The 24,106-nt window shown below is 45.2% G+C and carries 22 protein-coding genes and 1 pseudogene; 8 read left to right on the forward strand and 15 right to left on the reverse strand.

The window, feature by feature from the left end; all coding sequences use genetic code 11:
• Nucleotides 1-38: 38 nt before the first annotated feature.
• The 5 genes and pseudogenes from D1151_RS02385 to D1151_RS02405 form a co-directional block, all read right to left on the reverse strand.
• Nucleotides 39-323: a hypothetical protein gene (locus D1151_RS02385; RefSeq protein WP_161907795.1), complete on the reverse strand. Its 285-nt coding sequence runs from the start codon at nt 321-323 to the stop codon at nt 39-41.
• Nucleotides 320-1,297: an AAA family ATPase gene (locus tag D1151_RS02390; RefSeq protein ID WP_161907796.1), complete on the reverse strand. Its 978-nt coding sequence runs from the start codon at nt 1,295-1,297 to the stop codon at nt 320-322. Before D1151_RS02390 ends, D1151_RS02385 begins: the two co-directional genes overlap by 4 nt.
• Nucleotides 1,298-1,395: 98 nt before the next feature.
• Entirely contained in the window at nt 1,396-1,785 is a 390-nt protein-coding gene (locus D1151_RS02395; RefSeq protein ID WP_161907797.1) for a hypothetical protein, read from the reverse strand.
• Nucleotides 1,782-2,846, reverse strand: a pseudogene (locus D1151_RS02400) (tyrosine-type recombinase/integrase). The gene D1151_RS02395 and the pseudogene D1151_RS02400 overlap by 4 nt, the downstream one beginning before the upstream one ends.
• 15 nt (nt 2,847-2,861) lie before the next feature.
• Complete coding sequence (locus D1151_RS02405; RefSeq protein WP_004080072.1) at nt 2,862-3,056, reverse strand: hypothetical protein; 195 nt, start codon at nt 3,054-3,056, stop codon at nt 2,862-2,864.
• Between the two features lie 174 nt (nt 3,057-3,230).
• On the opposite strand from D1151_RS02405, the gene D1151_RS02410 reads away from it, so the two are divergent.
• On the forward strand, nt 3,231-3,776 hold the full coding sequence (locus D1151_RS02410; RefSeq protein ID WP_161907798.1) for a helix-turn-helix domain-containing protein: 546 nt from the start codon (nt 3,231-3,233) through the stop codon (nt 3,774-3,776).
• A gap of 112 nt (nt 3,777-3,888) precedes the next feature.
• Complete coding sequence (locus D1151_RS02415) at nt 3,889-4,356, forward strand: hypothetical protein (protein ID WP_161907799.1); 468 nt, start codon at nt 3,889-3,891, stop codon at nt 4,354-4,356.
• Nucleotides 4,357-4,523: 167 nt separating this feature from the next.
• Here D1151_RS02415 and guaA read toward each other — a convergent pair whose 3' ends face one another.
• The 5 genes from guaA to D1151_RS02440 form a co-directional block, all read right to left on the reverse strand.
• Nucleotides 4,524-6,065, reverse strand: coding sequence for a glutamine-hydrolyzing GMP synthase (guaA, locus tag D1151_RS02420; RefSeq protein ID WP_161907800.1), 1,542 nt, complete (start codon nt 6,063-6,065; stop codon nt 4,524-4,526).
• An 11-nt stretch (nt 6,066-6,076) separates the two neighbouring features.
• A complete protein-coding gene (locus tag D1151_RS02425; protein WP_160203099.1) occupies nt 6,077-7,585 on the reverse strand; it encodes an IMP dehydrogenase in 1,509 nt (502 codons plus the stop codon).
• A gap of 183 nt (nt 7,586-7,768) precedes the next feature.
• Nucleotides 7,769-11,086: a DEAD/DEAH box helicase gene (locus D1151_RS02430; RefSeq protein ID WP_161907801.1), complete on the reverse strand. Its 3,318-nt coding sequence runs from the start codon at nt 11,084-11,086 to the stop codon at nt 7,769-7,771.
• A gap of 22 nt (nt 11,087-11,108) precedes the next feature.
• Nucleotides 11,109-11,651, reverse strand: a complete 543-nt coding sequence (locus tag D1151_RS02435) for a DUF4352 domain-containing protein (protein ID WP_160203097.1) — start codon at nt 11,649-11,651, stop codon at nt 11,109-11,111.
• Nucleotides 11,652-11,660: 9 nt separating this feature from the next.
• Nucleotides 11,661-12,314 carry an HAD family phosphatase gene (locus D1151_RS02440; RefSeq protein ID WP_161907802.1) on the reverse strand — a complete coding sequence of 218 codons (654 nt, stop codon included), beginning with the start codon at nt 12,312-12,314 and terminating at the stop codon, nt 11,661-11,663.
• 832 nt (nt 12,315-13,146) lie between these two features.
• Here D1151_RS02440 and D1151_RS02445 point away from each other — a divergent pair.
• The 5 genes from D1151_RS02445 to D1151_RS02465 all read left to right on the forward strand — a co-directional run bounded on the left by D1151_RS02445 (nt 13,147) and on the right by D1151_RS02465 (nt 16,858).
• The gene (locus D1151_RS02445) at nt 13,147-14,010 is read left to right on the forward strand and encodes a tetratricopeptide repeat protein (RefSeq protein WP_161907803.1); all 864 of its coding nucleotides are present in this window, start codon (nt 13,147-13,149) and stop codon (nt 14,008-14,010) included.
• A complete protein-coding gene (locus tag D1151_RS02450; protein WP_161907804.1) occupies nt 14,007-14,966 on the forward strand; it encodes a DUF4037 domain-containing protein in 960 nt (319 codons plus the stop codon). The genes D1151_RS02445 and D1151_RS02450 overlap by 4 nt, the downstream gene beginning before the upstream one ends.
• Before the next feature lie 23 nt (nt 14,967-14,989).
• Nucleotides 14,990-15,607 carry a DUF4125 family protein gene (locus D1151_RS02455; protein ID WP_161907805.1) on the forward strand — a complete coding sequence of 206 codons (618 nt, stop codon included), beginning with the start codon at nt 14,990-14,992 and terminating at the stop codon, nt 15,605-15,607.
• 66 nt (nt 15,608-15,673) lie between these two features.
• Nucleotides 15,674-16,159: an RNA polymerase sigma factor gene (locus D1151_RS02460; RefSeq protein ID WP_161907806.1), complete on the forward strand. Its 486-nt coding sequence runs from the start codon at nt 15,674-15,676 to the stop codon at nt 16,157-16,159.
• A 12-nt stretch (nt 16,160-16,171) separates the two neighbouring features.
• Complete coding sequence (locus D1151_RS02465) at nt 16,172-16,858, forward strand: zf-HC2 domain-containing protein (RefSeq protein WP_161907807.1); 687 nt, start codon at nt 16,172-16,174, stop codon at nt 16,856-16,858.
• A 286-nt stretch (nt 16,859-17,144) separates the two neighbouring features.
• Here the strand turns inward: D1151_RS02465 and D1151_RS02470 are convergent, their stop codons facing one another.
• The 5 genes from D1151_RS02470 to D1151_RS02490 are packed head-to-tail and all read right to left on the reverse strand — an operon-like array spanning nt 17,145 to nt 22,104.
• The gene (locus D1151_RS02470; RefSeq protein ID WP_161907808.1) at nt 17,145-17,939 is read right to left on the reverse strand and encodes an SDR family oxidoreductase; all 795 of its coding nucleotides are present in this window, start codon (nt 17,937-17,939) and stop codon (nt 17,145-17,147) included.
• Between the two features lie 16 nt (nt 17,940-17,955).
• Nucleotides 17,956-18,858: a fumarylacetoacetate hydrolase family protein gene (locus D1151_RS02475; protein ID WP_161907809.1), complete on the reverse strand. Its 903-nt coding sequence runs from the start codon at nt 18,856-18,858 to the stop codon at nt 17,956-17,958.
• 10 nt (nt 18,859-18,868) lie between these two features.
• Nucleotides 18,869-19,900, reverse strand: coding sequence for a Gfo/Idh/MocA family oxidoreductase (locus D1151_RS02480; RefSeq protein ID WP_161907810.1), 1,032 nt, complete (start codon nt 19,898-19,900; stop codon nt 18,869-18,871).
• Between the two features lie 15 nt (nt 19,901-19,915).
• Entirely contained in the window at nt 19,916-20,893 is a 978-nt protein-coding gene (locus tag D1151_RS02485; RefSeq protein ID WP_161907811.1) for a succinylglutamate desuccinylase/aspartoacylase family protein, read from the reverse strand.
• 20 nt (nt 20,894-20,913) lie between these two features.
• Nucleotides 20,914-22,104, reverse strand: a complete 1,191-nt coding sequence (locus D1151_RS02490; protein ID WP_243151141.1) for a pyridoxal phosphate-dependent aminotransferase — start codon at nt 22,102-22,104, stop codon at nt 20,914-20,916.
• 145 nt (nt 22,105-22,249) lie between these two features.
• On the opposite strand from D1151_RS02490, the gene D1151_RS17005 reads away from it, so the two are divergent.
• Nucleotides 22,250-24,070: a sigma-54-dependent Fis family transcriptional regulator gene (locus tag D1151_RS17005; protein WP_161907812.1), complete on the forward strand. Its 1,821-nt coding sequence runs from the start codon at nt 22,250-22,252 to the stop codon at nt 24,068-24,070.
• The last annotated feature ends 36 nt before the right edge of the window (nt 24,071-24,106 follow it).

Genomic DNA, 24,106 nt, shown 5'->3' on the forward strand with positions numbered 1-24,106 from the left:
ATTGGGTAATGAGCGCCAGAAACGGCGCATAGCCTTTGTTACTTTCTGCGAAAGTAACGCAAAAGCACTTTCGACAGGCTACGCTCTATCAAAAGCGCCTTTGCGCCCTGCCGGGGGCTAGCTGTCCGTTGGACAGCATACCGTCCTAACGGACGGGGCGGCTTTTCGCCGCCTTGTTGCTGCCGCTTTCCTGCTTTCTCCCAACAGCGCAACATTGCAATGTCTATAATTTTTGCAACCTTGCAATCTTCAAGAGCGCAATTCCAAGACTGCAAAATTCTAATACCCTGCATTGTTGCGCTGTTGCCTTGCTCGTCCGTCACTGTCTGATTTTATCCAATTTCCAATACCATGTATTGTTTATCCGCTTCGCCCGGACGCCTAACTCTTTCTTTGCATTTTCCAGTGTCCGCTTCGATATGCCCTGTTCGTCCGCTAGACTGAAAATCTCATTGCTCTGCATGGCGTTGTTTGTTTCTGCCAGTTCCCGGAGTAACCGTTTCGCCTGTTCCATTTTATTTGCTTTCGGAGCAATGCCGCCTAACACTTCATCAGCTGTAATCTCATAATCCCCTAACCATTGAAAACCGTCCTCCGACAGTGCAAACGCTTTCGGGTGTCCGAACGCCGCAAGGTTGTTTTTAATCTGCACCACAGCCCTTGTATTTTCTTCTCCCTCTACCCTGCTGACTAAGAGAACGCTTCTAGCGACTGCAAAGAAATCAATCGAACCCATTCCCCGGTATGCCGCTTTATTTCCTGCCGCCTTGTTCATATGCCCGACAAGAACAATCGCACACTGGTATTTCTCTGCCAGTGCCGCTAATTTTTTTGTCATATCCCTTGCTTCATTCGCCCGGTTCATATCCATGCCACCACCCAAATAGGCTTGTATCGGGTCTAAAATCAGCAGCTTTGCGCCTGTCTTTATAACAGCTTCTTCCAAGCGTTCATCTATCATGGAAAGGGATTTTATCTTTTCATCAATGACCGAGATTTTCTCACAGTCTGCCTTTGCCTGTTCTAAGCGGGGCTTTACCGTATCGGCAAGACCGTCCTCCGCACTCTGATAGATTACATTCAAAGGCTCTGTAAAGTTCATTCCACCGTCTAAACTTTCTCCCATAGACAGCTTAGCCGCTATGTTCAGAATAAATGTTGTCTTTCCGTCCCCCGGATCGCCTTGTACAATTGTCAGCTTGCCATAAGGGATAAAGGGAAACCACGGCCATGAAACTTCCTGTGACTGTATCTCCGACAATTTAATCAACTGTAATTCTGTTTTTGTTTCTTCCATAATGCCCTCCATTTCTGAAAAATCGTTGTCACTGGAAGAAACCTCTGCTATACTTAAATTGTGAGATTGATAACAGAGGTTTTCCAGTTATCACAGCCCTAACAGTTGCCGCTGTCGGGGCTTTTTTCTTCTCCGTTGGTATTTCCCTGCCACAGATATTTTGCTCCGTCCAACACCCACAGGATAGCTTTCAGCATATCAAGACAGTCATTCCGCATATCTTCCAGTCCCTCCGATGTTAAATCTACCTCTGTCTTTTCAAACTGTTCCGTCACTTCCCGGATATTGGTCTGCATTATCTTTAGTTCCTCTACCAACTGGTAAACCAGTTCTTTTTTACCGACCACGCACACCCGGTTATAAATGCAGGAACGGACAAAATAATCTTTCTTAGAAAGTCCGCTTGCCAAAATCCTTGCTTCGATTTCTTCCCTCTCTCTGGGGGAAATACGAAAGCTGATTGTCGGGTATTTATGCACTCCGCTCATTCTTCTTCCTCCCTGCTGTTCTCCATCTCCAATTTATCTGCAAGTTCCCCCTGCTTGTTGGGATATAAATGTGAATAAGTATTTAATGTTGTTTCGATTTTCTCATGCCCCAACCGTTCCGCAATCGCTAATGGTGTAAAACCCATTTCCACGAGTAACGAAGCGTGGGAATGACGAATATCGTGCAAGCGTATTCTTTTCACTCCCGAAGCCTTGATACCTCTGATAATCTCATGCTCCATATAGGATTTTGTAAAACGGAACATTCTTTCGTCTGCCATAATTCCGTATAAGTGCGAAGTATACTCTTTTAATTCCTCTGTCAGAAACGGCGGTATCGTTATGACACGCTTGCTCTTTGGCGTTTTGGGCGGTGTGATAATATCCCTGCCCTCTATCCGCTGATAGGACTTGTTTACGGAAATAGTACGCTTCTCTAAGTCAATATCATTGTAGGTAAGGGCAAGTAATTCTCCAATCCTCATGCCTGTCCAGTAAGGGAGCAAAAACGCCATTTTTGTTTCCGGCTTGTTCTCCACAGTCACAAGAAACTGCTTAAACTCCTGCTTCGTCCAAAACTCCTTTTCCCCGGCGTGGCTCTTTCCGATACTCCCGGCTTTCCTGCAAGGATTGTCTTTCAAGTCATAGTACCGAACCGCATAATTGAAGATTGCCGACAACTGATTATTGACCGTTTTCAGATACGTTTCCGAATATCCTTTTTTCATCAGTGCATTTTGCCACGCCCGAATATCGGAAGCCTTAATCTCATTCATGTTCTTTTTCTTGAAATACGGAATAATTTTCAAGTCAATAATGAATTTCTTTGTACGCATGGTGTTTTCACGCAGACGGTGTTCCATATCCTCATAATAGATTTGTACGAAGTTTTCAAAATTGATGTCTAAATTCCTCTGCTGCTGTTGCAGGAAGTCACGCTCCCACTATTCCGCTTCCGCTTTTGTCTTAAATCCCCTCTTGTTCTTCTTGTGGCTTACGCCCTGCCAGTCCTTATAATAGAACTGGCAACGCCACATCTTTCCGTCCCTTGTCGCTGACATAAAATCTCTCCTTTCCTACATGGCTACGGTCAGACCGTAGAATTTTTCTTCAAAGTATTTTGTCGGGACTTTGCCGCAGATTGTCCGATAGCCCTTTGCTTTCAGTTCCTCATTCAGCCCCCGGATAATCTTATAGGCATAACCCGTTGATACACCAAGCATTTCAGCCGCTTCCTCTGCCGTTACATACATTTTCTTTCCATTCTCCATATAGTCCTTTCCTTTTTTATTTTAGGTACACATATGTGACCTTTATGTTTTTATTATACGGTACACTTTTGTGAACGTCAAGTATTTATTTTAAATTTTTATACACAAATGTGTCCTAGTATGATAGAATTAGACTAAGCACTAACGAAAATCACATAAATTGGAGGTATTGTCATGACTACCGGGGAAAAGATTAAACACTTTCGGAATTTGCGCGGCATATCACAGGAAACGCTTGGACAGCTTTCCGGCATTAATTCCGCCACAATTAAAAAGTATGAGTATGGCATCCGCAATCCCAAGCCCGACCAACTGCTGAAAATTGCAAATGCTTTGGGTATCAGTATCAATGTTTTCATGGATTTTGATATAGAAACAGTGTCAGATGTATTGTCTTTGATTTTGAAAATGGACGAACAATTAGATATGAACTTTGAAGCTGAGAGGTACGAGGACGGAAGTTTTAATCCCGCTACAATCAAAATATCTTTCAAGAACTCCCTGCTCAATCATAAGTTGGGCGTATACATGAAAGCAAGAGAATTGCAGGAGAACCTTTTGAATGATACGGAACGCTTCTCGTCAGAAGAAGAACACCAACGGGCGATTGAAGCACTCTCAAAGGATTTGGACGCTGTTAAGCAGAGTATTCTTGATGACAGTAAGATTGTTAAAAAAGGTGTTAGAGGTATATCTGTAAAAATTTATCCCGAAAATTAGCCATTCTCACTATACCGAAAAATATTTGCCACACTTTAGAGAGCCTTAGTGACATTTGAACTTTCTTGTGGTATAGTAGATTTCCACTTTTAAGAAAAGGAGTTGATGATATATGCCACAAATGAATAAAGGCGGTAAATTTATTTTCGGAAAATCGCTGATACGAGATGACTTGACAATCCATCTCCCAACACAGGCTCTTACAGAGTACAACGCCACAGCAGAGAGAAAAGTCTATCTTTTTACTGGAAGCAAGGTCACTGGCGGCTTTTGTGTGACAAGAAAAGGATTGTTAGAACCGTCAAAATTAGGACACATTCTTACTGATAATCCGGCTTTACAGAATTATCAGACCGCAGAGGGCGAATTTGTCAAATACAAAGGGCGGTCATACTGTTGGGTAAATATTTCAGAGAATGGTGTAATTCAGCTTAATCAGCAGATATTAGACTTTCTTAATCTGAAGATTGGAATGGAGCTATTGTCTATCCGAAGCAGTGATATAGCTTTTACAATGGGTGCAACCGGTCCTCTGTTGGAAAGAGCCGACAACTATGAGGGCGAAATTCCTCTGTATTAAAAATCAGGTATCATGATACCCGCCCGAAATCCAGTATTCATCATACAATAGAAAGTCCGCTTCGCAAACTTTCTATTGTCATGAATAATTAGAGCCATTTTAGAGCCAACAGGCATAAAGCAATCCCGGAAACGCCCATTTTATCAGCATTTCCGGGATTTTATCCGTTATTCGAACTCTATCGTTCCTGGCGGTTTTCCCGTACAGTCATAGAACACTCTGTTCACGTGATCCACTTCGTTGATAATCCTCGTAGTCACTTTTTCGATGACTTCCCAAGGCAGTTTTGCTGCCTCAGCGGTCATGAAGTCGCTGGTGGTAACAGCGCGAAGCGCCACCGCATAATCATATGTACGGAAGTCGCCCATGACACCGACGGAACGCATGTTGGTCAGGGCCGCAAAATACTGGTTGATTTCCTTATCAAGACCAGCAGCAGCAATCTCTTCTCTGTAAATCGCATCAGCGTCCTGCACCAACTTTACCTTTTCGGCAGTTACATCACCGACAATACGAATCCCAAGTCCCGGTCCCGGAAACGGCTGACGGAAGACCAGATACTCCGGAATGCCTAATTCCAGACCTGCACGGCGAACTTCATCCTTAAACAGCATGCGCAGCGGCTCGATGATTTCCTTGAAATCCACATAATCAGGCAGCCCTCCCACGTTATGATGGCTCTTGATTACCGCAGAATCGCCTAATCCCGATTCAATGATATCCGGATAAATGGTGCCCTGCACCAGGAAATCCACAGCACCGATTTTCTGCGCCTCTTCTTCAAAGACACGAATAAATTCTTCACCGATGATTTTTCTCTTTTCCTCCGGCTCGGTCACTCCTGCCAGCTTATCGTAAAAACGCTGCTGCGCATTGACTCTGATAAAATTCAGGTCATACGGACCTTCAGGACCGAATACAGCTTCTACTTCATCCCCTTCGTTTTTACGCAGAAGACCGTGATCCACAAAGACGCAGGTCAGTTGCTTTCCGATGGCCTTGGACATCATAACCGCCGCAACGGAAGAATCCACACCACCGGACAGAGCGCACAGCGCTTTTCCATTTCCCACTTTGGCACGGATTTCTGCGATAGTGTTTTCGACGAAAGCGTCCATCTTCCAGTCCCCTTTGCAGCCACACGGACCGTAAACGAAAGCAGACAACACCTCAGTTCCCTGTACCGAGTGGGTTACTTCCGGGTGGAACTGTACCGCATAGATTTTCGCCTCTGCGTTTTCCATCGCAGCCACCGGGCACACCGGCGTGCTTGCAGTCACCGCAAAACCTGCCGGCGCTTTAGCAATATAATCGGTATGACTCATCCACATGATAGTAGAGTCGTCTACATCACGGAGAATCCCGTCCTTATTTTTAATCGTAATTTCTGTCTTTCCATACTCACTGACCGGCGCAGTTTCCACCTTGCCGTCGAGAGCCCAGGCAACCAGCTGTGCGCCATAGCAAATGCCCAGAATCGGAATACCTGCGCTGAAAAGCGCTTTGTCATAATGAGGAGACTCCATATCGTATACACTGTTAGGACCTCCTGTCAAAATAATCCCTTTGGGATTTTTCGCCTTCAGCTCGTCCAAAGGCATTGTATAAGGGTGCACTTCGCAGTAAACCCCTGCTTCACGGACCCTACGGGCAATCAGCTGATTGTACTGCCCGCCAAAGTCCAAAACAATAATCAGTTCTTTATTCATTTTGACAGCCTCTATCTAATCGCATTCTGAGAACTGTCACGCAGAATCACATCATGAGCGCCGCCCTCTACAATAGAAGTCGCAGATACCAGCGTCAGCTTCGCATTTTTCTGCAGATCTGGAATGGTCAGAACACCACAGTTGCACATGGTGGATTTTACTTTATTCAGAGACAGCGTCACGTTATCATGAAGCGGTCCTGCATAAGGCACGTAAGAGTCTACACCCTCTTCAAACTTCATTCTAGGATCGCCGCCCAGGTCGTATCTCTGCCAATTACGGGCACGGTTGGAGCCTTCACCCCAGTACTCCTTTACATAGTTGCCGTTGATGTTCAGCTTGTTGGTCGGTGATTCGTCAAATCTGGCAAAGTATCTGCCCAGCATGATAAAGTCAGAACCCATAGCCAGCGCTAAAGTCATATGGTAATCATACACGATACCGCCGTCGGAGCAAATCGGCACGTATACACCGGTTTTCTCAAAGTATTCATCTCTTGCAGCAGCAACTTCGATTACTGCAGAAGCCTGTCCGCGGCCGATACCTTTCTGTTCTCTTGTGATACAAATGGAGCCGCCGCCAATACCGATTTTTACAAAGTCTGCACCAGCGTCTGCCAGGAAATTAAAACCATCGCGGTCAACAACGTTGCCAGCGCCGATTTTCACAGTGTCACCGTATTTTTCTCTGACCCATTTGATGGTGTCGAGCTGCCACTCGGAATAGCCTTCAGAAGAGTCGATACAAAGCACGTCCACTCCTGCATCGACCAGAGCCGGAATCCTTTCCTCGTAGTCACGGGTATTTACGCCGGCGCCCACTACATATCTTTTGTGAGCATCCAAAAGCTCATTCGGATTGGATTTGTGGTTGTCGTAATCCTTTCTGAATACGAAATGAGTCAGTCTCTGCTTATCGTCGATGACCGGCACTGCGTTCAGCTTGTTATCCCAAAGAATATCGTTAGCTTCGCTTAAAGTGCATCCGTCCTTGGCGTAAATCAGCTTCTCAAACGGTGTCATAAATTCGCTGATCTTGGTGTCGGTGGACATTCTGCTGACACGGTAGTCTCTGCTGGTTACCAGACCGACAATTTTTCCCTCTGCTGTACCGTCCTCGGTAATCGCAATGGTAGAATGACCAGTTCTTGCTTTCAGCTCCAGTACATCCTCCAAAGTCTGATCCGGTCTCAGGTTGGTATCGCTCTTTACAAAACCTGCCTTATAGGATTTTACTTTGCGAACCATCTCCGCCTGGCTAGCAATAGACTGAGAACCAAATATAAAAGAAATTCCACCTTCCTTAGCAAGTGCAACTGCCATCTTATCATCGGAAACGGCCTGCATGACTGCGGAAACCAGTGGAATATTTGCGGTAATTGAAGGTTCTTCACCTTTCTTAAATTTAACAATCGGGGTCTTCAAGCTAACATTTTCAACTCTGCATTCCTTGGAAGAATAGCCAGGTACCAAAAGGTACTCGTTGAAAGTTCTTGAAGGTTCATTGAAATAGTGTGCCATGTATGTTACTCCTCTCCTAAAATAATAAAATATGTTAAACAAATTACTTATAAATTAAACGGCTGAAAAGGTCTCCTGCCGTAAAGTGTTGCCAATAATTTTATACTATTTGGCGACCTTTTTCAAGGGCAAATTTGAACCTTTTCAGCCTTTTTTGATAAATATTTTTTTCACAAGGTTTTCTTAGTTGAGGAGATCCAGCAATTCTTCTCTGGTGAGCATCGTCCCACTCATATCGCCGCCTGAAAGAAGCTGTTCCGAAAGCTGTCTCTTTTTCTCCTGCATCTCCAAAATTTTTTCCTCTATGGTGTCCTTTGCAATGAGCTTATACACATTCACAACACGCTTCTGACCAATTCTGTGTGCCCGGTCGGTTGCCTGATCCTGCACCGCCAGATTCCACCACGGGTCAAAATGAATGACTACATCTGCGCCGGTCAGGTTTAACCCCGTTCCTCCTGCTTTCAGCGAAATTAGAAACACCTGGGTATAATCCTGATTAAAAGCATTTACCATCCGGGTTCTTTCCTCTTTTTTCGTTGCTCCAGTCAGCATATAATAGGAATGCCCCGACGCGGTCAGTTTTTGCATAAGCTGCGGGAACAGCGACGTAAATTGAGAAAACAATAAAACTTTATGTCCACCGGATACAGCATTTTCAATCAGTTCCATAGCAAGTTCCATCTTAGATGCACCGCCTTTATATCCTTCCAGAAAAAGTCCCGGATCACAGCAAATTTGGCGCAGTCTCGTCAGCTCTGCCAACACCTTTATCTTTGATGTGTTAAAGTCTTCGTCGCTTTGCTGCGTCAGCATAAGCTGCAGTTTCTTTACTTCCGCATCATAGAGTTCCTGCTGCTCACCTGTCAATCTGGTAAACGTATTCTTTTCAATTTTATCCGGCAAATCCCGAAGCACATCCGCCTTGAGCCTGCGAAGAACAAATGGTTGAACCATTTTCCTAAGCCGCTGCATCACAGCCTCATCACTGCTCTGCACAATTGGAATTTCCAATTCCTTGCGGAATCTCTCATATCCAAACAAAAATCCCGGCATCAGATAGTCAAAGATGCTCCATAGCTCGCTGAGGCGATTTTCGATTGGAGTGCCCGTCAGCGCCAGACGAAAAGACGCTCGAATCAATTTCACTGCCTTTGCGCTCTGCGTCCCGTGATTTTTTATGTACTGTGCCTCATCAATCACCTGACAGCCAAAGATCTTCTGTTCATACGCTGTGATATCCCTTCGCAAAAGTTCATAGGAAGTGATACAAACATCTCCATTTTCAATAGCAGCAATTTCCCTCTTTCTCTCGGCCGCATTTCCTGCGATGACTCGAACAGGAAGCGCCGGCGCAAATCGCTGCAGTTCACTTTCCCAGTTGTAAACAAGAGATGCAGGGCAAATAATCAGGTGAGGTCTTTGCCCCCGACCTTCATCCTCCCATTCAGACTGGAGATAGGTTATCACCTGCAGTGTTTTTCCAAGACCCATATCATCTGCCAGAATGCCGCCAAATCCATAACTGGACAAAGTTTTCATCCATAAAAAACCTCTTTTCTGATATTCGCGCAGAGCCGCACAAATTCCGGAAGGCAGTTCATAATCATTATCCTCTGTCATACGCATATTACGAATCAACGCACGAAATTCCCTGTCTCTCTCAGCGGGAAGTGAAGATTTTTCTTTTAATGCCTGATCGAGGTACATCGCCCTGTATTTAGGGAGCAAAACTTTGTCTCCCAAAAGTTCCCTTGCCGACAAATGCAAACTTTCTTTCAATTCCGCCAGCATATCAATGCCCTCGTCATCGATATTGATAAAATCTCCATTTTTCAGGCGATGATATTTTTTCTTTTTATCGTAGCGACTCAAAATGTCCACAAGGTCTTCCCTTGACATATCCCCGCAAAGCAGCGATAAATCCAGCAGACTTCCAGATACAGACACTTGTACAGATACCTTTGGTGTCGGATGCACATTGATTTTTTTCAAAGCATCAGATATATAAACATCGCCCATCTCCCGCAGCTTATCAAGACCTTCTGTAAGAAGCGCAAAAATCAGTTCCTCGTCTCTCTCCACCGCAAGGCAATCCTTTTTTTCTGCTGCAGATTCAAAATATGGACGAATCAGCCTGAGCACCTCTGCCTCTTTTGCTAAATCTCTTCGGGTTAAATCTACAGATGGATCCAAAAGGTTATATTTTTCCATTCCATAAACACCTTTTGCCTGACAGGTAATCACATCCTTTATTGGTGCATCTAAATAAAATTCAAAGGCTGCCTCCTCGGCAGCATAATCGTTTGGCTCAAAGTTCTCGTACTGCACTTCCATCCAATCTTTTATCTTCGGCAGAAGCTGGCTGCAAAACGCAGGTAAATCCTCCTTCTTTACATAAACAGTCTTTCCCGACGCTGCAAAACTGCGAATCAGTTCCATCAGTTCTGCATTTTCCCTGTCCCTGTGCAAATAAATTACACCCTTCTTAAAGAAGATCAGATATTGACTGCTTTCGTAAACAGTTGGGCAATTTAAGTGCATTTCAACGCCGTTTTCCTGTCCCTCAATGGTTAAAGACAGGTCAGGTTTTCCCTGACAAACTTCCCAGTTTCTTGCACTGGCAGCAGGGATAAAAGCTTCAATGCTCCGCCCCAGCGTCGCTTCCAGAAGTTTCTCCAAAGAACTGCTTGTAAGTGCCATGTATCGCATTGCCGGTGCTGTATCATAATAGAAACTATAATAGCCCTTTGATTTCAGATAGCTTTTCTTATTTTCCCGCACCCAGTCCATTAGAAACACAACATAAGCCCGTGACTCCTCTTCAAAAGCCTCCAGTGTATGAATAAACGAGAGCTTTTTTCCGTAAGCATACTCTTCCTGCCTGTGCATACGCTCCACAAACTGAAAGATATCTCTTAAAACATATAGATGTTCACTTCCCACTTTAAATGAAACCTGCATATCTGCATTCTCAGACATTTCAAGGTAGGGCTGCAGCCGAATCTGCCCCTGTAGCTGCGGCTGCAGCGCAGGTGCCGTCCTTCTTGCAATCTCTTTTTCTATTAAAGCTTTGAATGTTGCCGTCGTATCTCTTTCCTTCGCTTGCCGACAGGCAGCATCCAGCCTGTTTTTAGATACCATTCCGGGATATTGCGGCTTCACAGCAGCTGCCTTATATCTTCCCTCCTGTTCCTGCTGATATTCCATATATTCAAGAAGCGCCGCCACACAGTGCTTGCAAATCCCACGATAGCTTTGAAAGGCCGGACAGTCACAATAAGTCGACTCAACTTCATCCCCTGCAGTATCATAAGTAATCTCAACGGTATAGGTGTTGCGTCCGCTTCCCTTAACCTTTGCAATGACATTTTCAAAATCCGAATCTATCATATCTGTCTCAACATGGTATTGCAAAACCTTGCTCTTCTGGTACAGCTCTATGCCCCTCCCGTAGGTTGAATTCCCCGCCATACCTTTAATATCACTGCGTCTTAGCATTTACACTTCCCTCTTGTAATTTCTACACAAACAAATCAAACCAGTTAGTATTTCCCATCTCCTCATCCCCGAAAAATTCGATGTAATCGACAATCAGTTCCTCTACTGACTCGTCCACCTCAAAGATCAGTTCTCCGGTTCTGTTTTCCCCGGCAGCCAGCATTTCCTGATCCGGGTACATGCTGTCATCAAAGCTGTCCATAGTATCTGTCAAACCGCTGTCCATATCCGGCGCTACATAGGCGACAAAATCATAATTGCCGATTTCATATTCCTCATCAGTTGTATTGGTCACAGAAATATCTACGATAACAAATTTCTTGCCATCTTTTGCTGTCTTTCCATAGATTTCCTTTTCGGTTCGAACATCTTTCACCGTCCATTCAAAGAAACTGTTGGACAAAGTGTCCCCTAGCAGCCCTGTCGTCAGACTCCCAACATAAAGTTCTGCCTCTTTTGCCTGCTCCAAAAGCGGTCCGTAGTTTTTTTCTTCTCCGCCGCATGCGGTCAATGCCAGCACCAGCGCCAAACATAAACTTATGACAATATACTTGCTCTTCTTCATTTCATTTCCTCACAAAATTTTCTTTAATTCTTCCAGCGCCTCCGTCAAAGAGGGCTTCAGCATCCATACTTTTTCTAAAATTTCTTCTGCAGGCTGCACCAAATCTGGAACCATAACCGTCCTAAGCCCCGCCTTGCTTGCAGATAAAATGCCTGCAGCTGCATCCTCAAAGGCTATCGCCTCTGCCGGCGCTACCCCTATAGCTGCACAGGCTTTGAGATAAATTTCCGGATCCGGCTTGCTGCGTCCCACCATATTACCCGAAATCAGTCCATCAAAATATGATTCAATCCCAGCCCTTTGTAAATTGCCGCGCGCGTAGCCCTCCGATGAAGAAGTAGCAAGCCCCACAGCTATTCCTTTTTCCTTTGCAAACTTTAGAACCTCCCGAGCGCCCTCTTTCATGGACATGCCTTCGAGGTCTACAATCTGTACAAAGTGCCGCGCCGCCCTTTCCTGAAACGCTTCAACAGGAAAGTCATCTCCGTAAATTTCTTTAAAATATACCGCCCGCCGCGCTCTGTTAAAACCCAGCGTGTTGTAAATCTGCTCCCCGATGCCTTCATAGCCCAGTTCACTGCCTGCCGCATTCCAGCTGCGCTGCACAATCCGCTCTGAGTCAAAGAGAAGCCCGTCCATATCAAAGACAAAACCTTTTATCATCAGTTCTCCTTACTATGTGTTATTCTGTTATATTTTATCAATTCCATTCCCTTGACATATCTGACTGTGGTATGGTATATTGTTATTAACAAGGATATGCCGTTTGTGGTAGAGCGGCTTAGTCCAAAAGCATTGTCTAAAACCGTCAAACAATCACGTTTGGCGGTTTTCTCTACTTGCGGCCTTTATACAAGGTCGCAAGGGCAATGAGTACTAACGTATACTGAAGCAAATCAGATATTGTTATGTAGTTCATCGCATCACCCCCTCTTTTGGAGAGTGACCAAACCGCCCAACGGCATTTCTATCTCTGGTATGTGAAGCTGTCTCCAGCTTACTACCTGTTTCTCATCTGTCATTTCATTATAACAAACGTGCGTTCTTTCGTCAATATAAGACTTCTTCCCCTTTGTCCGCAATGTTTCCTTATTTTTATCAATTCCTATTCTACAATAAACATACAAAATGAAAAAAGTGATTTAACCTAAATTGCGTAATTTCGAAAAAAGTGTATAAACGTTTTTGCAAGATATTAAACATAATCACAAAATATTGCATAATATGCAAGTTTTCATTGCAAAATCGGCTATAAAGTTCTGCCTTGATTCAAATTGAAGCGTCTTTCCTAAGTGTTTTTATACATTTTTTTCACGTTTTCTAATTCTCGGTTAAGATTTACACTTGCACTTATACATTTTTCCTCAAAAAAAATAATATAAGTTAAAACATCATTATATACTTGCAAAACCCTCCACCCCGCCTATCCAAATCTTCCGGTTTCACCTATGGAATTTTGTGGTATACTATTAGGTACAATGGAAAGGAGTTTCTTATGGATATAAATCAGTTTTTTACAAAGCTTGATGCACTCTTTGCAAACAAGGAAATGCAGCAGGCAGAAATATATATGAAAGAGAGTTTGCAGAGTGCAGAAAGCACTGGCGATTTCGGCTCCGCCATCGCAATCTGCAGTGAGCTTGGCGGCTACTATCGCATGCTGTCCCGCTACAATGAGGGAATCCTTCTTTACGAAAAGGCCCTCGGCTATTTGAAACAGCTGGAACTTTCCGGTAGCGAACACCACGCCACCACCCTGATGAATTATGCCACCACCTGCACGCTGACCGGCGAAAAGGAAAAAGCACTTTCCTTTTACCAGGAAGCCGCCAGAATTTTTACCGCAAAGGGTCTGACTGCAGACTACCGCATGGCGACTTTATACAACAACATCAGCTCTGTGTATCAGGATATTGAAGACTTTGAAAATGCGGAAAAATATCTGCGTCTTGCACTTTCCGTTTTAGAAAATCTGACGGAAACTGAAGCCGAAGTTGCTATCACCTACACCAACTGGGCGCAGCTCTGTCTCTCCACAAAGCGTCTAAAAGATGCCGAAGAAAAAGTACAGCTGGCGCTTGCGTCCTTTGAAAAAGCTGGCGGTGACAGCGATGTCCACTATGCCGCAGCGGTCAATGTTCTTGGCGAAATCTGCTATGCAAAGGGCGAATTTGCAGCAGCAATCGATCAGTTCAAAAAAGCGATGGAGCTTATGGCAAGAGATTTCGACGATGATAACGCAAGCTATGCCGTCCTCGCAGACAATACTGCCCGCTGTTACACGCAGCTAGGCGATACAGACCTTGCAAAATCCTTTGCAGACAAAGCCGTAGCCATTTACGAAAGGATTGGAAGATGAACGGACTAGAGCTATCAAGAAAGTATTACGAAACCTATGGAAAAGAAATGATCGAAAGTGTAGAGCCGTCCCTCTTTGAGCGGATTTCCGCAGGACTTTGCGGCGAAGGCTCCCAGTGCATGGGGTTCGACGATACGATTTCTCAGGATCACGACTTTGCGCCGGGATTTTGCATCTGGCTCACAGAAGAAGACTTTGCCCGCTATGGACAAGCACTGCGGGAGGCTTATGAAAAGCTTCCCCACAGTTTCTGCGGCTTTTCAAGAGAAAATATCATCGCAGATGACAGACTGGGTGTGATGACAAGCAGCAGCTTTTATCAGCGTTTTACAGGAAGTCCTACTGGTCCCGAGAACAATCTAGATTGGCTCATGACCCCGGAAGCACAGCTTGCTATCGCCACAAACGGTCAGCTTTTTCACAATAAGAACAGAGACTTTTCTATGGTGAGGGAGAGCCTTCTCGCTTTTTATCCAGAAGATGTTCGCCGCAAGAAAATTGCTGCTCGCGCCGCCATCATGTCGCAGGCAGGTCAATACAATCTTCTCCGCCTAATTAAGCGTCAGGATAAAGTGGCGGTAACCCTTGCCCTTGCCCGCTTTACAGAAGCGACTATCTCTATGGTGCATCTTTTGAACAAGCGGTATACACCATTTTATAAATGGGCATTTTTCAGCATGAAGACTTTGCCGAGGCTGGCAGACACTGTCGCACCGCTGCTTACAGTTCTTGCAGACATTCCTGCTCTGCTGAAAAAAGAGCCTACAGCAAAACTCCACGACACAGCCTTTAAGCTGACGGAAGAAATTTGCGCTGCAGTCGCAGCAGAGCTTCGCGCACAGGGACTTTCACAGGAAGAAGATAACTTCCTGCAGAGCCACCTTGCAAGTCTTATGGCAGGAATTAAGGACCCGCAGCTTGCCGCCATGCACCCCATGGCGGACTGCCCTAACTAATTATATAAGGAAGGAAATCTCACATGGAAAAAGATATCAAGCTCATCGAAGACATTATCGATTTAGAATGGAATATGTTTCAAAAGGTCGAAAACATCGGCGGCAGAGCAAGCTGTCAGGATGATTTTGAAACCTTTTATATCATGCGCCGCAGTCAGTACGAAAACTGGTCAGACGAAATGCTCACCCGCTACTATGCGTATGCCTGTTCCTGCGAAGCTGACGGCAGAAATCTGGTGACCGAGAAGTACGGTCGTATGATGGAATACACCGATCTACACTACTACAACAAGTACGTTGCATCCCATATGCCTTTCGTGCCAGTAAAAAATTACCGTCTAATCAACGAAATCGTGGAAACCATGATCCAATGGGAAAAGGATTTTGCAAAGCAGTATCCGAAACTTTCCGGCGCAGGAAGACCTATTACCGCAGACGGCGACAGCACTGGCTTTACCTCTCAGGAAACCTATGCGAGAGGCGAACTTGCAACCTACCCGACCGATCTTTTGGAACTTTACACCGCCTATCTGAAGGAATTGAAATCCCAAGGCAAATCTCTTGCTATCATGATTCAAAACTCCATGGTGCACCTCTACGGCTACGCGACAATTGATGAGGCTGAGGAAAGCCTACGATAATAAATTTTAAAATTCCTGTAACGAAATTCGATCTTTTCCGATATATGGACAAAGAGAGGTGATAAAATGTTGGATATGGACGCCGCATACAAGGACTACGCCAACTACGTGTTCAAATTTTTGATGACACTTTGCATGGAAGAAAATACGGCGGAGGAGCTGACACAGGAAACCTTCTATCAAGCTGTGCGCACAGCAAACAAATACGACGGTTCCTGCAAAATTTCCACCTGGCTTTGTCAAATCGCCAAGCACCTTTGGTATCAGGAGCTTGCACGGCGGCAGAGAAAATCAGCAGTGCCGCTGGCAGATTTAAACGGTGAAGCCCTTGTGTCAGATGCACTTACGCTGGAACAGGCATTTTCTGTTAAAGACGAAAAAATGGCGCTGTTTCGCAAAGTGCATCTGCTTTCTGACATCGAAAAAGAAGTCGTTCTGCTCAGACTGACCGGCGCCTTTTCTTTTAAGGAAATCGGCGATATCGTCGAAAAAACAGAAAATTGGGCACGTGTCACCTTCTATCGCGCTAAGCGGAAAATATCGAAAGAATAAGAGGTAACAGGAATGAGAAACGAAATTATTTGCGAATTAACCAGAGATTTGCTTCCCAGCTATTTAGAGGGACTAACAAGTCCTGCCAGTACTGAGGCTATTGAGAACCATTTGAAAACATGCGCTTCCTGCGCGCAAATTGCAGAAGATATGAAAGCTGCTGTTGAAATGCCCCAGCTGCCTTCGGAAAAAGAAAACGCCGCAGCAGATGCCGACCACGATATTAAGCCCTTTCTCAAACTGAGAAAGCGTACCCGCAGAGCGGTGGGAATTACAATCCTTACCCTGCTGCTGATTTTCGGCGGCGGCACTTACTATTTTGCCCACGGCTTTAGCCCTGACATCAATGATATCACCATTACTTGTGAAAAATTCGATGGTATGGTAGATATTACCTTTACATCAAAATCGCAGAATGTGATATTAAACAGCTATGTCGGCGGCTATCACCAGAATGCCGGTGAGGCAGAGGTCGATTATGTAGAGCTGGAAGCTTTCCACAAAAATCCATTTAAAAAAGTCCTCCGCAATAAGGCTTACTTTGGCTACACCTTTATCAACAAAGATACCATTTATGATTCCTTCGGCAACAAAACCCATATCACAGACCAAAGCTATTTTACGCTGAGTCTGAAAGATAAGGTAGTAAAAATCAACATTGCCGATTTATATCAGGGAAAGATAACATTTATGGAGTAGCAGTGGTTTACAGTCACTTGCATCGCCTTTTTCCCGTTGTGCATATAATCGAAAATTTTCTCTAAAATATGCACATCTCTTCAGAAATCCGTGCATATTTTCCATAATAATTCGCTATATATGCAGATTTTTGCCAAAAACAGGCGAGGTTTATAGGATAATCCCGAATAAACCTCGCCGTTTCTGCATATTTCAGTCGTTTTTCTTAAATTTATGCACGCCCGTGTGCATATTTTGAGAGTTATTTTAAAATTTATGCACACTAGCTCAGGCAGCCTTTCACTCGTTACAGCGCCTTTACCAGTCCGCCATCAACTAAGATGGTCTGACCTGTGATATAGGTGTTTGCAGTAGATGACAGCAAGAATGCTGCCAGTTTGCCGTATTCTTCCGGTCTTCCGTACCTGCCCAGTGGAATGGTCTTCCAAGTGTTTTCCTGCAGCTGTTCTACGGAAATACCCTGTTTTTCTGCACGCATTTTGTCCAGCTGATCGATTCTTGCAGTGCCGATGCGTCCCGGTCCGATGACATTGACCAGAATGTTATATTTTCCAAGCTCCTGAGAAACAGTCTTGGACCAGCCTACTACACCGGCACGCATGGTGTTTGATAGCCCCAGATTGTCGAGAACTGCCTTCACAGAAGAAGATGTGGAGTTGACAATTCTTCCGCCACCATTTTCCATCATAATCGGTGCAACCTCCCGCACTACTCTCTGATAAGAAAGAAGCGTCAAGTCAAAAGCTTTGTACCACGCTTCATCGTCAAAGGAATTAAGTGGTCCTGCCGGCGGTCCGCCTGCATTGTTGAACAGCGCATAGATCGGTCCGAATTTCTCACAGGTGGCAGCAACCAGTGCTTTGATATCCGCAAGGTGAGTCATATCGCCGCAGAAAAAGTCCACATTTTCATTTCCCGTTTCACTGATTAATTCCGCCTTAGCCTCCTGCAACTGCTCCAAAAACGGGCTGAACAACATAACCTTTGCTCCCTCTGCCGCAAGTTCCCTTGCTACTGCCTTTCCAAGTCCTGAACTTGATGCCAGCACCAGAGCGCATTTATCTTTTAAACCTAAATCCATAGATATTCCCTCCTCATTATTTTTCTTTCTGTAATTTTAAATCCACGACCGGATTCACAAGCGGTTCCATGACAAAGCCGTCCGGTCCAAAAATGCGACACTCCAGGCTATCGCCGTCCTGGATATGCACTGCTCTCGGAGTTCCCGTGGATAGAATATCACCCGGCAGCCACCCCTGCATATGAGAAATCAGCGAAACCAGTCTCGATGGACTGTGGGTCATGTTGGCCACTGTATTTGCCGCATGAATCTCTCCGTTATGCACCGTCTGCACTTCCAGGGCAGATACATCTTCCACTTCGTCCGGCGTAATCAAATGCGGACCAAAGCTGAAGAAGGTGTCAAAGCCCTTAACAAGGGTCAGAAATCTCGGATTCTGACGCAAAATAGATTCCTCTGTCATATCCAGAATTGTAGTATAGCCGGCAATATAGTCCCGCCATTCATCTTCACCGATAAACTTGCACTTCTTTCCCATGATGATGCCCAGCTCCGCTTCGCCGGTGGTTTTCTGCGCCTCTTCCATGGCAGGAATGCAAATTTCATCTCCCGGCCCTACGATACAAGAAGCCGGCTTGTAGAAACTCCCCGGAAAGCCCTTAGGCGCACCTTCACCTAAATCTCCGGCGTGATCCACATAGTTTAAGCCAATCCCAAAAATTCTCTGGGGATTTCTGTAAAGAGGTGCGTACTTCACTTCTGCAAAAGGTACACAGTTCATCTCTGCAAGCTTTTCTTTTCCGCCGTCATTGTACCAGACCGTCAAAGTTTCCAGCTGTCCGGTGCAGATTAAATCATACAGCAGAGTTTCCCAGGATGTGCCGCAGGCAGCATTGACTTCTTCTATGGGAACGATGCCCTTCTCCGTTACAATTCCTGCAAATTCCCCACCTTTTATTTGAATAGTCGCTAAACGCATTTCTTGCCTCCTATCTGATAAACTGATATCCTCTGTGTACATTAACGATATCACGCAAAATTGATGCTGCTGCCGGAATAACACCGCTGGCGCCTCCGATGACCGCAAGTTCCCCCAAAGTGTCTGAAACATAACGAACTGCTTTGTTCTTTCCTTCGACACTGTAAAGCAGATGTTCAGCCGGCAGTCTCTCAAGACCTACAGACATGTGAAGCTGTCCGTCCGTTCTGACGGTTTTGCCGACCAACTTATATTTCAGCCCCGCTGCCGCTGCACTTTCTATATCCGCCGCAGAGAGAGCAGTAATTCCGCTTACCTTGATATCAGCCAGCGTTTTATCTTCGCCCATCAGCACGTTTGTCAAAATCAGGAGCTTTCCGGCAGTATCCCAGCCTTCCACATCTAGAGTCGGATCGGTCTCGGCAATACCGTACTCCTGAGCAATTTTTAATGCCTTCTCATATTCACAGTGATGATCTTCCATATATTTTAGAATAAAGTTGGTCGTTCCGTTCAGCACGCCTTCAATAGAAGTAATACTGCTTCCCGCAAGGTCCATGACGCCGGCGTTGACGGATGGAAGCGCGCCTCCTGTAGTGCAGCCGATTCCAAGCTGTACACCGCAGGCTTTTGCCAGTGCTGCCAGCTTATGATAAGCCAGCATGATCGGTCCCTTATCGGAGATTACCACGTGTTTTCCTGCTTTCAGCAAACTTTCTGCATAAGAAAGCCCTGGCTGTCCCGTCTCCTTATTGGTCGGCGTCATAATCACTGCCAGATTTACCGCAGGATCCGCTGCTATCTCAGCTGCAGTAATATCTGCACTTCCGCCGGAAAACTTGGTAATATCCTTTTCTCTTTCCGTAAAAACTTCCAAGGCAGCTAAATCAATTCCCTTTGCAGCATAGATGCCGCCATAATAATCGACGATATAGCTGACTGTAACAGAGAGCCCTTCCGCGTCCAGCATTTCTTTCTGCATATTCAAAAGTCGCACCAGTGCCTTTCCCACACCGCCATAACCAATGATTCCTATGTTCAAAATTCACGTCCTCCTTTAAATTACACCGATTGCCATGAGATTGTCACCCTCACATGCAGCAAAAGTAGACATAACCCATAAAATCACTGCGTCTTCTTCTGCATAAAACTCCCTGTAAACCTGATCTCCATGGTAGTCTGTCAAAACTGCCAGCAGCTGACCTTTTTTCACTTTTTCACCCGGGGTTACGCGGCAGTTATAAATACCGTTTTGTGAAGCTTTTAGACGGTAAAATCTGGAAAGTTCCTTTTGGCGCGGATTTTCCGCTACACTGCCGCAAATCATGCCGAGGTGTTTCATCACATTCTTTGCGCCTTCATAGTGGAGCATTTTCGTCTCCTCCTCGATGAGTCCGATACCACCGATTTCCGGCTGAATGCTCGGAATGCCCAGCTCGCTGACTGCGGCATAGAAATTTCCTCTGTCCGTTGCGCCTGCCCCATCCGTTTCCGTATAAGACACGTAATCCAGCCCGTATACCTTTGCCAGCACCCGTGCTGTTTCTGTTACCTTCTCGTCTTTTTCACTGATGTGATAAAAGGCGTAAGGGTACAGCCACTCAATGCTGTCGCCGCTGTGCATGTCGATGTGATAGTCTGCCTTTGCCGCAACCTGATGAACCAGTGTATAGCAAAGACGCTCGGTAATGGTGCCTGCCGCATCGCCGGGAAACGTATCGTTGAGATTTTTTCCATCCAGCGGATTCACAAAAGGCACCTTCGCCTGAAAAGATGCGAAGTTGCACTGAGGCACGCCGATGATAGTGCCGGAAAGCTGACTGGGCTCAATTTCATGATACAGCGTCAAATTCGCACCGATGCCCGGATACTCCGTACCGTGAACGCCCGAGGTAATGCAAAGCACCGGTCCGTCTTTTTCTCCGGCGATAACATAAAATGGAAAACTAGTTTCAGTTCCAGCTTCATCGCAAACCAGTATATCTTTTATCCATTTATCGCCTTTTTCAATTTCAAAATCTAATACCTTTAACATGGAATATCCTCCAACTCAGTTTATTTTTTTAATAGCTTTTCTGTCGCTTCCTTGATTTTGCCCATGGCTTTCTCGATGTTTTCATAAGAATTAGAAAAAGCAATACGCAGATAACCAGTTCCATATTCGCCAAAGGCAGAGCCCGGAATCATGGCGACGCCAGCTTCATTCAGATAATAATCTGAAGCCTCTTCATCTGTAATGCCAAGCCCTTTAATATTCATAAAGCAGTAGAACGCACCCTTTGGGCAATTGCAGCTAAGACCTTCGATTTTATTGATGGAATCATAGACCAGTTTTCTTCTTCTATCAAACTGCACACGCATTTCCTCAATACATCCTTGCGGTCCTGCCAGAGCCGCTTCAGCTGCATACTGTGATACAGAAGTAGCACAGGTTACAGTATACTGCAGTACACGAATCATAGCGCTGATAAATTCGGCATTCTTGGAAGCCGCAAAACCGATTCTCCAGCCCGTCATCGCGTAAGCCTTGGATACACCGTTGATGATGATGGTTCTCTCCGCCATGCCAGGAAGAGATGCGATACTGGTGTGCGTACTTCCATCATATAACAATTTTTCATAAATTTCATCAGAAAGCACGATCAAATTGTTGTCTTTTGCAATCTTTGCAATTTTTTCCAGGCTTTCTATGCTGAGCACCGAGCCAGTAGGATTGTTCGGGGTGTTTACGATAATCATCTTGGTCTTTGGCGAAACTAGCTTTTCGATGTCCTCAATCTGCACGTTAAAATCATTTTCTTCTAACAGCGGATAGGACACTGTCTTTGCGCCGGCAAGTTCTGCACAGTAAAAATAGTGGAGCCAGGATGGATTGGGAACAAGCACCTCATCGCCCGGATCCAGAAGCCCTGTCATTGCAATGGAAACTGCCTGATTTGCACCGACTGTTACGATGATGTCGTCCATCGTCATATCAAGGCCGTTGTCTCTTTTGAATTTATCTGCTGCTGCCTGCCGCAGACCTTCCGTCCCGTAATTGGATGTATAGTAGGTATACCCATCATCCAGCGCTTTCTTTGCTGCATCTTTGATAAATTCCGGCGTATCAAAATTCGGGCGCCCGATGCCCAGATTGATAATTTCTCTTCCTTCCTTTTCCAGCTTTCCTGCTGCTTCAAATACTTTTCTGATACCGGAAAACGGAATGGTGTCCATTTTCACACTCTGCTTCATTTTATTTGTCATGATTGACCTCCCTTGTTCTGAAAATTTCTCGTGATACCATATCCCTAACCGCAAGTTTTGTGCCAATCAAAAAATTTGACAAATTTTTGTGAACGAATATAATCATCTTAAACCAGGTACACGTAAAGCAGGAAGGAAATACGCTATGATAAACAAAAAGTACAGTTTTATTCAGGAAACCTGTGAAATCGTTTCTGAGCTTTTCAATGTGGTCATTACCACCATCGACACAGACTTTATCAGAACTACAGGCACTGGTCTGTACAAGGCAGAAATCGGAAGTAAAGTGGAAAACTCCAACGTATTCAAGAGTGTAATAGAGCAAAATCAGAAAATAGTAATCAGCAGTCCCGGCAAAGAACCTGCCTGCGCCGACTGCGAGAATAAGAATAACTGTAAAGAAAAGGCAGCAGTTTATGCGCCCCTTCACGTCAACGGTGAGATTCGCGGCGCAATCGGCTTTATTGCCTTTACTGACGAACAGAAAAACAACGGTCTCTTCGGTCGCGATCTCTTCGTCAACTTCACCGAAAAGCTCTCCGAACTGATTTCCAGCAGAATTGAGACCGTCGAATATGCTGATCAGCTCATGGTCAATCTCAACGAAACCCTTGCTATTTTGAACTCAGTTCATGATGGCGTCATCGCTGTAGATAACGACTCCATCATCTACCGAATCAACGAGTCTGCCACCAGAAACTTCGGCATTACAGAAAAACTCATCGGAAGCCATATCAGCTGTGTGCTGCCGGACCAAGTTATCGCCGATATTCAGAAGACGCCTTTCTATATCGACAATGAAGTCACCATTCGCAACGAGCAAGGCGAAGTCAATGTGCTGCTCACTGCCAAGCGAATCGAGGCAAGCGGCACTAAGCACGGCACCATTCTCAACATAAAAAGCTTTACAGAAGCTAGCAATATCGCCTCTAACATCCTACACAAATCCGACTATAAGGTGGAATTTAGCGATATTGTCGGTGAATCTAAAGCCATCTGTGAAGTCATCGATTTTTCTCATAAAATCGCCGGCAGCGACTCTACCGTCCTAATCCGCGGTGAAAGCGGCACCGGGAAAGAACTCTTTGCCAGAGCCATTCACAATCACAGCAGCAGAAAGGATGGACCTTTTGTTGCCATCAACTGCGGCGCTATCCCGGAAACGCTGCTGGAAAGCGAACTGTTCGGCTACGAAGACGGTGCTTTTACAGGTGCAAAAAAAGGCGGTAAAATCGGTAAATGTCAGCTGGCAAACGGCGGCACGCTCTTTCTCGACGAAGTTGGCGATATCCCGATTTTCCTGCAGGTAAAATTTCTGCGCATGCTGCAGGAACGCACCATTGAACGGGTCGGTGGGAACAAAAGCATTTCCATCAATGTGCGGGTAATCGCTGCAACAAACCGAAACCTGGAAACGATGATGGAGGATGGAGAATTTCGAAGTGATCTTTATTACAGACTCAACGTCATTCCGATTTTCATTCCGCCTCTGCGCGAGCGCAGCGAGGATATTTTGGTCATTTCCCGTCATTTTATGGAGAAATATTCAAGACATCTTCGCAAACATGTCTGCGATATGACCCCTCAGGCTGCGAAAATTCTGATGGATTACCACTGGCCGGGCAATATCAGAGAACTGGAAAATACCATTGAATGCGCACTCAATGTGGAAAGTCAAGAAATTCTCACCAGTTTCAGCATTCCGGCGAGAATTAAATCTCCGAAAAAGAATACTGATATCTATTCTGCTGAGCTGATTCAGGCAGAAGCTGCCGTGCTTGCGCAAACTGTGCCGTCTGCTGCTGCAAGACTCCGTGATACCAGACGAAAAACTGAAATTGACGAAGTCTTAAAAGCCCTCGATAAATACGGCTGGGATACCAAAGGCAAAAAACATGCAGCGACAAGTCTGGGTATCGGTATTGCTACCTTGTATCGCATCCTAAAAGATTATCAAAATCGATAAAAATTATCCTTTATGATAATTTTTATCACATATCCA

It is taken from the genome of Emergencia sp. 1XD21-10 (assembly GCF_009936045.1).
Classification (GTDB): domain Bacteria; phylum Bacillota; class Clostridia; order Peptostreptococcales; family Anaerovoracaceae; genus Senimuribacter; species Senimuribacter intestinalis.

Excerpts from the sequence above, each read along its gene's own strand:
- D1151_RS02390 (WP_161907796.1), bottom strand. The coding sequence starts at position 1,297 with ATGGAAGAAACAAAAACAGAATTACAGTTGATTAAATTGTCGGAGATA.
- D1151_RS02435 (WP_160203097.1), bottom strand. The coding sequence starts at position 11,651 with ATGAAGAAGAGCAAGTATATTGTCATAAGTTTATGTTTGGCGCTGGTG.
- D1151_RS02430 (WP_161907801.1), bottom strand. The coding sequence starts at position 11,086 with ATGCTAAGACGCAGTGATATTAAAGGTATGGCGGGGAATTCAACCTAC.
- D1151_RS02450 (WP_161907804.1), top strand. The coding sequence starts at position 14,007 with ATGAACGGACTAGAGCTATCAAGAAAGTATTACGAAACCTATGGAAAA.
- D1151_RS02465 (WP_161907807.1), top strand. The coding sequence starts at position 16,172 with ATGAGAAACGAAATTATTTGCGAATTAACCAGAGATTTGCTTCCCAGC.
- D1151_RS02460 (WP_161907806.1), top strand. The coding sequence starts at position 15,674 with ATGTTGGATATGGACGCCGCATACAAGGACTACGCCAACTACGTGTTC.
- D1151_RS02440 (WP_161907802.1), bottom strand. The coding sequence starts at position 12,314 with ATGATAAAAGGTTTTGTCTTTGATATGGACGGGCTTCTCTTTGACTCA.
- D1151_RS02475 (WP_161907809.1), bottom strand. The coding sequence starts at position 18,858 with ATGCGTTTAGCGACTATTCAAATAAAAGGTGGGGAATTTGCAGGAATT.
- D1151_RS02485 (WP_161907811.1), bottom strand. The coding sequence starts at position 20,893 with ATGTTAAAGGTATTAGATTTTGAAATTGAAAAAGGCGATAAATGGATA.
- D1151_RS02405 (WP_004080072.1), bottom strand. The coding sequence starts at position 3,056 with ATGGAGAATGGAAAGAAAATGTATGTAACGGCAGAGGAAGCGGCTGAA.
- D1151_RS02470 (WP_161907808.1), bottom strand. The coding sequence starts at position 17,939 with ATGGATTTAGGTTTAAAAGATAAATGCGCTCTGGTGCTGGCATCAAGT.
- D1151_RS02455 (WP_161907805.1), top strand. The coding sequence starts at position 14,990 with ATGGAAAAAGATATCAAGCTCATCGAAGACATTATCGATTTAGAATGG.
- D1151_RS02425 (WP_160203099.1), bottom strand. The coding sequence starts at position 7,585 with ATGGCACACTATTTCAATGAACCTTCAAGAACTTTCAACGAGTACCTT.
- D1151_RS02490 (WP_243151141.1), bottom strand. The coding sequence starts at position 22,104 with ATGACAAATAAAATGAAGCAGAGTGTGAAAATGGACACCATTCCGTTT.
- guaA (WP_161907800.1), bottom strand. The coding sequence starts at position 6,065 with ATGAATAAAGAACTGATTATTGTTTTGGACTTTGGCGGGCAGTACAAT.
- D1151_RS02415 (WP_161907799.1), top strand. The coding sequence starts at position 3,889 with ATGCCACAAATGAATAAAGGCGGTAAATTTATTTTCGGAAAATCGCTG.
- D1151_RS02410 (WP_161907798.1), top strand. The coding sequence starts at position 3,231 with ATGACTACCGGGGAAAAGATTAAACACTTTCGGAATTTGCGCGGCATA.
- D1151_RS02395 (WP_161907797.1), bottom strand. The coding sequence starts at position 1,785 with ATGAGCGGAGTGCATAAATACCCGACAATCAGCTTTCGTATTTCCCCC.
- D1151_RS17005 (WP_161907812.1), top strand. The coding sequence starts at position 22,250 with ATGATAAACAAAAAGTACAGTTTTATTCAGGAAACCTGTGAAATCGTT.
- D1151_RS02445 (WP_161907803.1), top strand. The coding sequence starts at position 13,147 with ATGGATATAAATCAGTTTTTTACAAAGCTTGATGCACTCTTTGCAAAC.